Annotated in this window: 9 protein-coding genes and 1 pseudogene; 5 read left to right on the top strand and 5 right to left on the bottom strand. The window is 72.6% G+C overall.

Features of this window, described 5'->3' with window-relative positions:
• Positions 1-145 precede the first annotated feature (145 nt).
• The 3 genes from ACFVHO_RS38390 to ACFVHO_RS38380 all read left to right on the top strand — a co-directional run bounded on the left by ACFVHO_RS38390 (position 146) and on the right by ACFVHO_RS38380 (position 2842).
• Positions 146-616, top strand: coding sequence for a universal stress protein (locus ACFVHO_RS38390; RefSeq protein WP_385725159.1), 471 nt, complete (start codon positions 146-148; stop codon positions 614-616).
• 167 nt (positions 617-783) lie between these two features.
• Positions 784-2229, top strand: coding sequence for an amino acid permease (locus ACFVHO_RS38385; RefSeq protein WP_385725158.1), 1446 nt, complete (start codon positions 784-786; stop codon positions 2227-2229).
• 31 nt (positions 2230-2260) lie between these two features.
• Positions 2261-2842, top strand: a complete 582-nt coding sequence (locus tag ACFVHO_RS38380; protein WP_385725157.1) for a dihydrofolate reductase family protein — start codon at positions 2261-2263, stop codon at positions 2840-2842.
• A gap of 9 nt (positions 2843-2851) precedes the next feature.
• On the opposite strand, the gene ACFVHO_RS38375 is transcribed toward ACFVHO_RS38380, so the two are convergent.
• Entirely contained in the window at positions 2852-4129 is a 1278-nt protein-coding gene (locus ACFVHO_RS38375) for a CapA family protein (protein ID WP_385725156.1), read from the bottom strand.
• Between the two features lie 291 nt (positions 4130-4420).
• Between ACFVHO_RS38375 and ACFVHO_RS38370 the strand changes: the two genes are divergently transcribed.
• Together ACFVHO_RS38370 and ACFVHO_RS38365 are read left to right on the top strand one after the other, a co-directional pair.
• Positions 4421-4936, top strand: a complete 516-nt coding sequence (locus ACFVHO_RS38370) for a hypothetical protein (protein WP_385725155.1) — start codon at positions 4421-4423, stop codon at positions 4934-4936.
• Positions 4937-5051: 115 nt separating this feature from the next.
• A pseudogene (locus ACFVHO_RS38365) lies at positions 5052-5150 on the top strand (hypothetical protein); the annotation flags it as partial.
• Between the two features lie 685 nt (positions 5151-5835).
• Here ACFVHO_RS38365 and ACFVHO_RS38360 read toward each other — a convergent pair.
• The 4 genes from ACFVHO_RS38360 to ACFVHO_RS38345 all read right to left on the bottom strand — a co-directional run bounded on the left by ACFVHO_RS38360 (position 5836) and on the right by ACFVHO_RS38345 (position 11284).
• The gene (locus ACFVHO_RS38360) at positions 5836-6696 is read right to left on the bottom strand and encodes an Fpg/Nei family DNA glycosylase (RefSeq protein WP_385725154.1); all 861 of its coding nucleotides are present in this window, start codon (positions 6694-6696) and stop codon (positions 5836-5838) included.
• Positions 6697-6703: 7 nt separating this feature from the next.
• Positions 6704-8854, bottom strand: coding sequence for a SpoIIE family protein phosphatase (locus ACFVHO_RS38355; protein ID WP_385725153.1), 2151 nt, complete (start codon positions 8852-8854; stop codon positions 6704-6706).
• A gap of 80 nt (positions 8855-8934) precedes the next feature.
• Positions 8935-10134, bottom strand: a complete 1200-nt coding sequence (locus ACFVHO_RS38350; RefSeq protein WP_385725152.1) for a DUF6777 domain-containing protein — start codon at positions 10132-10134, stop codon at positions 8935-8937.
• 169 nt (positions 10135-10303) lie between these two features.
• On the bottom strand, positions 10304-11284 hold the full coding sequence (locus ACFVHO_RS38345; RefSeq protein ID WP_385725151.1) for a hypothetical protein: 981 nt from the start codon (positions 11282-11284) through the stop codon (positions 10304-10306).
• Positions 11285-11346 lie beyond the last annotated feature (62 nt).

The raw sequence follows: 11346 nt of genomic DNA, 5'->3' as shown, positions 1-11346 counted from the left end.
AGAAGAGCCGCAGACGCGTCTGCATCGTCATGCGGCAGACGCGTCTGCGGCATGTCGCGCGCTGAGCGCGCAGTTCCCCGCGCCCCTTACGGGGCCCTCGCACCCCCGGGCCCGCATGCCCAGGAACCTGGGCTAGCCTCGGAGAGTGACGGAAGACGCCCCTGAACAGGCACACCGGTTCGAACGCGGCACCGACGGGCCGAAGGTGATCGTCGTCGGTGTCGACGGATCGGACTCCTCCCTACGCGCTGCGGCATATGCCGGAGGCCTGGCCAGAAGGCAGCGGGCCCTGCTCGCCGTCGTCTACGTCCAGCCCGTCATGGCCGCGGGCGCGGCGCTCGGCGCACCCGTCGCGGACACCACCGAGGCGATCGCGGAGAACCTGATCGCCGAGATCCGCGACGCCACGGAGCGGGTGAAGGGGATATTCGACGTGCGCTGGGAGTTCCACACCTTCCGCGGCGACCCCTACAACGGCCTGGTCACCGCCTCCGACGAGCTCAAGGCGGACGCCGTCGTGGTCGGCGCGTCCGAACAGGCGGGACACCGCATCGTCGGATCGGTCGCGGTGCGCCTGGTGAAGGCGGGGCGCTGGCCGGTCACCGTGGTGCCGTAGCGCCTGCCCCGGGACACCTCAGGAGGCCTCCGTAGGCCGACCGGGCGAACCTCGTCCCCGGCGCGCGCCCGCCCGCCCGGCGGGTGCGTGGCGCCTTCCCCGCCCCGGACCGCTGCGCCATCATGATCGGCCATCAGCCGAACGCCGCCAGCGAAGAGGTGAGGCTCATGGCCGGACTACGACCGGGGCAGGGCGTCCTGCGCCGCAAGCCCATCGACCGCATCGAGGACACCGAGACGGGCGGCGCGGGCGCGCAGCTCACCCGCACGCTCGGCCTCTGGCAGCTCACCGCGATCGGTGTGGGCGGCATCATCGGGGCGGGCATCTTCACGCTCGCGGGCACCGTCGCCAACGAGAAGGCGGGCCCCGCGGTCCTCATCTCGTTCCTGATCGCGGGCGTGGCGAGCGCCGCGGCCGCGTTCTCCTACGCGGAGTTCGCGGGGCTCATCCCGAAGGCGGGCTCCGCGTACACCTACGGCTACGCGGTCCTCGGCGAGCTGGTCGGCTGGTTCATCGGCTGGGACCTGATCCTGGAGTACACGGCGATCGTCGCGGTGGTCGCGATCGGCATCTCCGGCTACTTCAACTTCCTCCTGAACGAGATGGGCGCGGAGCTGCCCACCTGGATGCTGGGCGCGCCCGGCACCGGCGACGGTCACAAGGTCGACCTGTTCGCCGCCGTGCTCTGTCTGTTCATCGCGTACATGCTCACGCTCGGCATCAAGAACGCGGCGCGCTTCGAGATGGTCGTCGTCGTCCTGAAGGTCCTCGTCGTCCTCCTCGTCATCGGCGTCGGCTTCTTCCACATCGAGACGGGCAACTACTCGCCGTTCTTCCCGTTCGGCGTCAGCGGCGCGTTCACGGGCGCGGCCACGGTGTTCTTCGCGGTCTTCGGATACGACGCCATGTCCACCGCGGCCGAGGAGTCCAAGGACGCGCAGCGCCACATGCCGAAGGCGATCCTGTACTCGCTCGGCATCTCGATGGTCCTGTACGTCCTCGCCTGCCTGGTCCTCACCGGCATGCAGGACTACAAGGACATCGACCCCGAGAGCGGCTTCTCCTCCGCCTTCAAGGCGGCGGGCCTCGGCGGGCTCGCGGACGTCATCGCCGTCGGCGCGATCATCGGCATCCTCACCGTGATGTTCACGTTCATGCTGGGCTGCACGCGCGTGTGGTTCTCGATGAGCCGCGACGGCCTGCTGCCCAAGTGGTTCGCGAAGACCAGCGAGACTCGCCACGTGCCGACGCGCGTCACCTGGATCGTGGGGTTCGCGTCCGCCGCCATCGCCGGGTTCCTGCCGATCGGCGAGGCCGCCGAGCTCACCAACATCGGCATCCTGCTGGCGTTCGTCGTGGTGTGCATCGCGGTGATCGTGCTGCGCTACAAGCAGCCCGACCTGCCGCGCACGTTCCGCTGCCCCGGCATGCCGGTGGTGCCCGCGATCGGCGTCGTCTTCTCGATCTGGCTCATCACGTTCCTGGAGTGGCAGACCTGGGTCCGCTTCGCCGTGTGGTTCGCCTTGGGGCTCGTGGTGTACTTCGCGTACTCGTACCGCAAGTCCGAGCTGGCACGGACGGAGCCGGGGACGGCGGAGAAGAAGACCCCGTAGCCGTCGGACCCGTTGCCGAGGAGGGCATCTGATGCGCAGCGTGACCTATTCGATGGGTGTCTCGCTCGACGGCTACATCGTCGGGCCGGACGGCGGCTTCGACTGGACGGAGCCCGATCCGGAGGTCTTTCGCTTCTGGATCGACGACATCCGGAAGGTCGGCACCCACCTGATGGGACGACGGCTGTACGAGACGATGCTGTACTGGGAGACCGCCGACCAGGACCCCTCGCTCGACGAGGCGGGGCGCGAGTGGACGGCCCTCTGGAATCCGCTGCCCAAAGTCGTGTTCTCCACCACGCTGTCGGCGGTGCGGGGCCAGGCGCGCCTCGCCTCCGGCAGCGTGGCGGAGGAGATCGAACGGCTGCGGGCCGAACCGGGCGAGGGCGAGATCGCGATCGGCGGCGCGACCCTCGCCGCGGAGGCGGCCGCGGCGGATCTGATCGACGAGTACCGGACCATGGTCCACCCGGTGCTCGTCGGCGGCGGCATCCCGTACTTCCCCCGGCACGAGCGGCATGTGGACCTGGAACTCGCCGAGACCCGCACGTTCGGCTCCGGCGTGGTCTATCTCCGCTACCGCGTGGCGCGCCAGGCCCCCGCCGACGCGTAGGCGCGCCGCCTAACGGCCCATCACCAGGCCGTCCTCGGCGGCCCCCCGGCTCAGGGTGACGCGGCGGATGCGGTCGCGGACGTAGGTGACGTCCGCGCCGCGGGCGAGGGCCGCGTTGAGGTTGACGACACGGCCCGCGTCCGTGTCGAACCAGAAGGGCACGAACTCGGCCTTGCGCACCTGCCAGCGGTCGCCGGGGCGTTCGGGGGCGGCGAAGGTGAAGCGGCCCGCGGTGCCCTGGTTGCCGCGCGGGTCCTGGGCGCCCGCGTGGTTGATCATGTCGCCGGCGATCTGGTCGCCCATGCCGTAGACGATCCAGGTCCCGTTGACCTTCTCGTAGGCCTGCGGGACGTGCGCGTGGGTGCCGATGATCAGGTCGACGTCCGGGCGACCCGCGGTGCGCGCGGACGTCAACTGCTTGCCGAGACTCAGCTGTTGGCGGTCCGGGGCGTCCTGCCACTCGCTGCCCCAGTGCAGCGAGACGACCACCACGTCGGCGCCCGCCTTCCGGGCGGCGCGGGCGTCGGCCAGGATGCGGTCCCGGTCGATGAGGTTGACCGACCAGGGCTTGCCCTTGGGCAGCGGGATGCCGTTGGTGCCGTACGTGTACGAGAGCTGGGCGACCTTCGCCGCGCCCGCGCGCAGCCACGCCGGGGACCGGCCCTCGATGGCGGTGCGGCCCGAGCCCGCGTGCTTGACGCCCGCCCGGTCGAGGGCGGCCAGGGTGCGGTGGATGCCGTCCGCGCCGTCGTCGAGTGTGTGGTTGGACGCGGTGGAGCAGGAGTCGTAGCCGGTGGCCCGGAGCGCGGTGGCGACCTGCGGGGGCGACTTGAAGGAGGGATAGCCGGTGTAGTCGCCGTTCGCGCCGTACACCGTCTCCATGTGACAGATCGCCAGGTCCGCCTTGGCGACCACGGAGCGCGCGCCCGCGAGCATCGGCCCGAAGTCGTAGCCGTCGCCGCCCGCGTCGGCGTTCGCCTTGCGGATGATCGAGGCGTGCGGCAGGACGTCGCCGGACGCGACGAGGGTGAACGTCCGCGCGTCACCCGCGCCGCCACCCGCCGCGGACGGCGCGGGCGCCGGGTGCCGGGGCGCGGGCGCCCGCCGCTGCTCCTTCTCGCGCTCACCGGACGGCTGCTGCGCGGCGCAGGCCGCCGTGGCGCCTAGGAGGGCGGCCGCAAGGACGGCCAGTGCCTGGCGGGTACGGCGGGTGCGCCGGGTGGTTCGGCTGCGACTGTCGCTCAGCGTGAGGCTGCCGGGCCGGGCGGGGCGTGTGCGCTGTGTCATCGACCGGACTTCCGTATGAGGCGTTTTTATGTAAAACAGATCCACATACGGATATAAGGGTGAGTCAAGGAGCAATGCCGTGCAATTCACCGAAACGGACTTAAACCGAGAGTGATGTGACCCGAAGAACACAGCGGCCCCGACCTGCGGCGAAACCGGGCCTAAGGTCAAGGCTCCGTAAAGCGCCTTGCTCAGCACCCCCGTTGGGTAATCGGCTGTCCTCATCCGTGTTCCGGGTCGGGGGGCCTGAAGCCGGTGACGCGTACACGGAGCACAGGAAGGCGGAGCGTGATGCTGCACGAGAGCACGGACGGCACCCAGGGCCCCGGCGGCGACGAGCTGACGGTCCCGATGGCCTGGCTGTACGCCGAGTACATCGCGGACGAGTTGTTGCGCACCGGCGACCTGATGCCGCCCACGTCCTTCGAGTACCGGGCCGGCCGTGACGCGCTCGCGCTCACCATCTTCCTGTCGGACACACGCGGCGAGCTGTCCTGCATCCGTGTGGTCTCGCAGCTGGACGCCTGGCTCTCCCTGACGGCACACGACGAGCACTGGCAGGAGTGGGTCCGCGAGCGCATGGACGGCGTCGTCGCCGACGCGATGGCCGCGCGCGGCCCCGCGCCCGACCTCGTGCTCGCCGAGGCGGCCTGGCGCTGGCTGGAGGAGACCGAACTCCTCGCCCCCGACCTGGACGCGGTGCCCGGCGGCGGGTCGGCCTTCGGCGAGGACGAAGGACCCAAGGTGTGGACCCCCGCCTGGCGGCTCGGCCTGCCGCTCGGGCACCTCGCCATCCAGCTCTTCTGAAGGGCCTTCCGGCGGCCCCCTTTCGGCATCCGGTTCGATCTCGTCGGCCCTTGAGTGTTTCGGTGGCCGATTGCGTACGGGAGGGCAAGAAGCACCCTCACCGACAAGGAACGCCATGAGGTCCCTGGAGCGGCATCGTGACGCCGGAGCCTACGCGCTCGGCGTCCTGGACAAGGCGGACGCCTTCCGCTTCGAGGACCACCTCACGGAGTGCGTCCCCTGCCGGGAGCGGGTCTCCGAACTCGCCGCTCCCGCACGGCTGTTGAAGACCCACGGCAGCTCCGTCGCGTACGTCTTCGATCCGGCCGCCGGGCCAGGACCCCGCCTGCTCGACCGCCTCGTCGACGAGACCGGGCGCGTCCGCCGGGCCCGCCGTCGACGATGGCTCGGCGCCGCCGCCGCGGGCGTGGTGCTCGCCGTCGTCGGACCCGCGGCGGCGGTCCTGAGCGCGGGCGGGGGCGACGGGGCGGTCCGGGTCGCGGCGCACGACGGGCGCAGCGGGATGGCGGCCGTGCTCACCGCGCGGGAGCGGGCGTGGGGCACGGAGGTCGGGATCCAGGTGCGGGACGAGGGCGTGGGCCACCGGGTGTGCGAGCTGGTCGCCGTCGGGGACGACGGGTCGCGGGAGGTCGTGACGACATGGCGGGCGCCGGGTCCCGCGGAGTCCGGGCGGGCCGCGGAGCGGGAGTGGGAGACCCGGGGCGGCACCGGGCTGCCGCCGGAGCGGATCGACCGGTTCGAGGTCCGGGAGGCGGGAGGAGAGCGGCTGCTCACTCTGCGGCCGCGTTAGCCGTGGGCAACCCCGGCACAGGGGAGCGGGGTTGCCCGCTCGCGCACCGGCGGCGGACGGCGCGGCCGGTGCGACGGGCCCCGATCGGCGGGCTGCTTCAGCAGTCGGGCTACTTCAGCAGTCGCGACATGCGGCGGTCGGCCAGGGGCTTGCCGCCGGTCTGGCAGGTGGGGCAGTACTGGAGTGCGGAGTCCGCGAAGGACACCTCGCGGATGGTGTCGCCGCAGACGGGGCAGGGCAGTCCCGCCCGCCCGTGCACGCGGAGCCCGGACTTCTTCTCGGACTTCAGCCGCGCCGCGGCGAGCCCGCGCGAGCGCGTCACCGCCTCGTCCAAGGTCGCCCGCAAGGCCTCGTACAGCCGCTGTGTCTCCTCCTCGGACAGGCTGCCCGCGGGCTTGTACGGCGACATGCGGGCGGCGTGCAGGATCTCGTCGCTGTAGGCGTTGCCGATGCCCGCGATCAGGCTCTGGTCGCGCAACGCGCCCTTGATGCGGCGCCGTTCACCGTCGAGGAGCCCCGCGAACCGCTCCCGTGTGAAGTCGGCGGCCAGCGGGTCGGGGCCGAGGCGGGCGATGCCGGGCAGCGCGGCGGGGTCGTCGGTGACGTGGACGGCGAGGCGCTTTTGCGTGCCGGCCTCCGTGAGGTCGAAGCCCGCGCCGGTCGCGAGCGCCACGCGCAGCGCCAGCGGCCCCTTGCCGGGCCGCGGCACGCCGCTCGGCAGCGGGTCCTTCCACTGGAGCCAGCCCGCGCGGGCGAGATGAGTGACGAGCCACAGCCCGCCCGCGTCGACGGCGAGGAACTTCCCGTACCGGGCGACGCCCGTCACCTCGCGGCCTTCGAGCGCGGTCACCGGCGGGTCGTACGTCTTCAGGACGCTGATGGCCACGGGAAGGACCCGGACGATCTCACGCCCCGTCAGCTCCCCGGCGAGAAAGTCCCGCAGTGCCTCGACCTCCGGCAGTTCCGGCACGACCGCCTCACCCCTCACCCGTCCCGTCGCGCGTGGGCACGATGAACTCGCACCACACGCACTTCCCGACACCCCGCGAGTCCACACCCCACACGTCCGCGAGCCGGTCCACGAGCAGCAGCCCGCGCCCGGACACGCCGTCGTCGGAGGCCGCACGCAGCCGGGGCAGCGCGCTGGAGGAGTCCTCGACGTCGACGCGCAGGCGCCGGTCGGCGCCGGACACCACCCGCAGGGTGACGATGGCGGTGCCCTCGGTGTGCATGAGGGCGTTGGTGATCAGCTCGTCGGCGGCCAGCTCGATCTCGTCGGCCCGGTCCCGCGCGCCCCACGCGCGCACCGCGGCCCGGATCATGTGCCGCGCCTCCGCGAGGGCCTCCGGGTCGTTCGGCGCGACGTGCTGCTGGAGGCGGCCGCCGGAGCGCGGCGCGTCCATCACGCGGCGGCGCATCAGGAGCAGCGCGGCGTCGTCGTCGCCCCGGCCGTCGTCCACCCGCCCGCACAGCAGGTCGGCCAGTTCCTCCAGGTCGCCGGGGCCGACGGAGACCATCTCGGCGAGCGCCTGGGTGCCGTCGTCGAGGTCGGCGCCGGGCTCCTCGACGAGGCCGTCGGTGTAGAGCAACAGCATCTGGTCGGGGTCGAGTTCGAGGGTGGTGACGGGGTAGTCGAGGCGCCCGAACTCGGCGGAAAGGCCGAGCGGCAGGCCGCCCTCGACCGGCACCCGGCGGCAGGTGCCGTCGGTCAGGCGGAGGAGCGGGTCGATGTGTCCGGCGCGGACGAGCTGCACCACGCCGGTGCTGAGGTCGGCCTCCGCGTACAGGCAGGTGGCGAAGCGCTCGGTGTCGAGTTCGTGCAGGAAGCCGGAGGCGCGGGCCATGACGGTGGCGGGGGTGTGGCCCTCGGCGGCGTACGCGCGCAGCACGATGCGCAGTTGGCCCATGACGGCGGCGGCGTGCGTGTCATGGCCCTGGACGTCGCCGATGACGGCGCCGACGCGGCCGCCGGGCAGCGGGATGACGTCGTACCAGTCGCCGCCGATGTCCCGGCCGACCGCCGCGCTGCGGTAGCGCACCGCGATGTCGGCGCCGGGCACGCCGGGGATGGAGCGGGGCAGCATCGCCTGCTGGAGGCCCTGGGCGAGGTCCTTCTCCTGCTCGTAGAACATGGCCCGCTGCAGGCTCTGCGCGATGCTGCTGCCGAGCGCCACCAGGACGGTGCGTTCCTCCTGGGTGAAGCCGGTGCGGTCCTGGTAGAGCAGACCGAGCACGCCGAGCGGCTTGGCCTGGGCGATCAGCGGCAGATAGGCGGCCGAGGCGATCCCGAGGTGCTCGATGTGCGGCCAGAGCAGCGGGTACGAGGCGGCGAACTCCTCCGGCGTCTCGATGTAGCGCGGCGAGAGCGTGCGCACGGCCTCGCTCATGGGGTAGGCCTCGTCGACGCGGGTGAGGCGGGTGCCGGGCACATAGCCCTCCGGCGGGCCCTCCGCGACGAGCCGGATCCGGCCGGCCTCGACCAGGCCCATCACCAGGTGCGAGGCGCCGAGGTGCGCGAGGCCCTGGGCGTCGCTCAGCACGTCGATGACGTCGGCGACGGTCCGGGCGTGGGCGAGCGCCGCCGTGGTGCCCTGGACGACGCTGGTACGGCGGCGCCGGTCCGCCTCCGCCTCCACGCGCTCGCGGTGCGCGGTGCTGTCGCTCAGCTCCCGGGTGGCGTCGCGCAGGATGCCCACGATGCGCTGCGGGCGCTCGGAGCCGTCGCGCAGGACGTGGCCCTGGGTGTGCCGCCAGTGCAGGCTGCCGTCGCGAAGGCGCACCCGGAAGTACGCGCCGTAGCCGCAGTCGCCGTTCTTGATGGCCTGCGACACCTGGACGTCCAGGCGGTGGGCCTCCCCCGGCGGCACCCGCACGGCGAGGCTCTGCGGCCGGTTGTCGAACTCGTCACGCCGCAGGTCGAACAGGGCGAGGCCCTCGTCGTCCAGGAGCAGTTCGCCGCTCCTGAGGTCCCACTCGAAGCTGCCCATCCCGAGCCCGGCACCGTAGGTGTCGAGGAAGCAGCAGGTGACACCGGCGGCACCGGTGGCATCGGTGTCACCGGCGGCAGGGGATGCGGAGCCGCCGCAGCGCCGCACCGCCGCCTCGACACCTCCCGTGCCCGCGTCCATGGGCCAACGCTAGGCCGACCCTCGGACGGCCGCATGTGGACGGCCGCCGACCTGCGGCGCGGCCCACGCACGCCCGCCCGTCAGCGGCCGCGCGCGCCGGTCGGCGGTGAGGGGCAGCCGGGCGGGAGCGGGGTCTGGGGACCGCCGAAGGGGTCGCCCGTGCCCGGCGTGGGGCAGTCGGGCGAGGTGCCGTCCGCGTCGGGCGTGGTGGGGCCGGGGACGCGGTCGGACGGGTCTGTGGGGTCTGAGGGGTCGCCCGGGTCCGTGGCGTCCGATGGGTCAGTGCTGTCGGAGCGGTCGGAGGGATCGGAGGGGTCCGTGCCGTCGGACGGGTCCTGGAGCTGGTCGGGGTCACGGGTCCCGTCCGGGTCGCCGGAGTCGGTGGGGTCCGTCGGATCGGTGGAATCCGAGGGATCGGTGGAGTCCGAGGGGTCCGTGGAGTCCGTGGGATCGGTGGGATCGGTGGGATCCGTGGGCGAGGGCTTCGGGGGCGGCACGGGCCGGTCGTCCCTGCCGTGCTCGTCGCCGGTCCGCCGTTCGATCCAGGTGTTGTTGACGATGTTCACGATGACGATGACGGTGACCGGCCGGGGCGCGGGCGTCACCACGACGACCTTGGTCGGCCGGTAGCCCTGCCACTGCTGTCCGCTGTGGGTCGGCTGCTGCCGGAAGGCGACCGGCGGCCGCAGCGGGTTGCCGCACGCGCAGCGCACCCGGGGCAGGCCGCGGTCGTCGACGAGGACGGCGGTACCGGCCTGGAGGACGGACTGGAAGGCGGTGGCGCGCCCGTCGCGGTAGCCGTGGTTGGTGACGCGCGTGTCGGCGCGCAGGACGACGGGGGTGAGGCCCCGCAGATAGGCGGGGACCTGGTCCTGCGCGACGCCGACGGCCCCGGCGAAGGCACGGGCCCGCGCGGGTTCGGCGGTCAGGTACTGGATCTGGCGGCCGACGTCACAGCTGGCGATCCGCTGTGTGCCGCCGTACAGGCCGGGGGTGCCGCCCGCCAGGGAGCGCAGGCCCTGGTCGGCCGGCGAGGAGGAGCCGCTGGGGGACGGTTGCGGCGAACGGGTGACGGGGGGCGGGGTCTCGGCGGCCCGCGCGGTGGAGTCCGTGAAGGGGTCCGGGCCCTGGGCGGCCACGGGTTGCAGGAACAGCTCGCGGCCGCTGTCGGCCCGCTGCTCCTTCTCCTGGCCACCGCTGTCCGAACCGGAGCATCCCGCGACGGTCAGCGCCGCGGATATCCCGAGGGCCGTCGCCCACGTTCTGGTGGATGCGCGCACGGGGGGTCTCCCGCCTGTTGCCGGGGCATTCGTCCCTCATTGTCTGGCGGGCGCAGCGGGGCCCCGCAAACGGAGCCGGGGCGGGCGAGGCTCCGGGAACGGCGGAAAACCGCGGCACTCAAAGGCCGGGGAGAACAGAAAACTCAAGGAGAACGAGAGAACGGGAGAACTACGAAGGGCTGTCGTCCGGCCAGTGCCAGCGCATGCCGTAGATGCCCTGCCTGCACTGCGCGGCGTACAGATGGGCCGTGCCGGAGGTGTCCACGGCGAGGGGGCGCACCTTGCGCTCCTTGGCGGCGGAGTTCTCCCGGTAGTACGAGTGGCAGAGCGCCGGGTGCCGGTCGTGGGGGAAGTACACGTGCAGCAGATAGGCGTCCTGGTTGCCGCGTATGCCGCGCTCGTGGAACCCCGTCGGGCTGTCGTAGGGGGCGGTGCGGATCTCGTAGTCGACGGCCATGGTCTCGCCCAGGGTCAGCGGACGGCCGAAGCCGATCTGGAGCATCACGCCGCCCGAGGCCGCGTCCTGCCGCAGCGACTCCAGTTGCCCGCAGCGCAGGTTCGCCTCGGGCAGCCCGCCGTCGGGATCGTCCAGAAAGTGCAGGTTCATCATCTGCTCCGGCCCGTCGGCGACGGCGCGGACCAGGTGATTCACGATCAGGCGGCGTACGCAGCCGCGCCGGTCGAGGTGCAGGACCTCGCGAGTGAGGAGGACGACGATGTCCCGGTTGAAGTCCGCGAAGGCGTCCCCGAGCGCCTGTTCCTGCCAGGACTCCTGGCCGTAGAGACGGCGGGTCGCGTGCTCGTCGGTGCGGGCGACCCGGCGTCCGCGCGGGCGCTGGGGCGGCAGGAGCGCGGAGAGGCCGCCGGGCGGCAGGTCGAGGATGCTCTCCAGGGCGACCACCGCGCGCAGTGAGTCGGAGCGTTCGGGCCGGGTGCGATCACGCTGCCAGTAGCTGAGGGTCGCGGGGGTCAGTCGGATGCCGCGGGCGTTCAGCCGCTCGCAGATACGGTCCAGGGGAAGCCCGCGCCGACGTACCGCCTCGCGCAGGGCGACGGCGAACGGAGCGGGGCATGCAGCCGAAAAGGCCGATTCGGTAGGGATTTCCAGGTTGTTCGGCTTGCTCGACGACAGCCCGGATGTATCCGTCACGAATTCCGCCTCCCGGCATGACAGATGACGACCCACGGCCCCGCTACCAAACCCCGACAAGG

It is taken from the genome of Streptomyces sp. NPDC127108 (genome assembly GCF_042677545.1).
In the GTDB taxonomy this organism is placed as follows: Bacteria; Actinomycetota; Actinomycetes; order Streptomycetales; family Streptomycetaceae; genus Streptomyces.
Note: the sequence above shows the minus strand (reverse complement) of the source record. Positions and strands in the feature narration are given on the sequence as shown.

Bases quoted from the DNA above. Each gene is read 5' to 3' on its own strand.
- ACFVHO_RS38385 (WP_385725158.1), top strand. From the start codon at position 784: ATGGCCGGACTACGACCGGGGCAGGGCGTCCTGCGCCGCAAGCCCATC.
- ACFVHO_RS38380 (WP_385725157.1), top strand. From the start codon at position 2,261: ATGCGCAGCGTGACCTATTCGATGGGTGTCTCGCTCGACGGCTACATC.
- ACFVHO_RS38375 (WP_385725156.1), bottom strand. From the start codon at position 4,129: ATGACACAGCGCACACGCCCCGCCCGGCCCGGCAGCCTCACGCTGAGC.
- ACFVHO_RS38370 (WP_385725155.1), top strand. From the start codon at position 4,421: ATGCTGCACGAGAGCACGGACGGCACCCAGGGCCCCGGCGGCGACGAG.
- ACFVHO_RS38355 (WP_385725153.1), bottom strand. From the start codon at position 8,854: ATGGACGCGGGCACGGGAGGTGTCGAGGCGGCGGTGCGGCGCTGCGGC.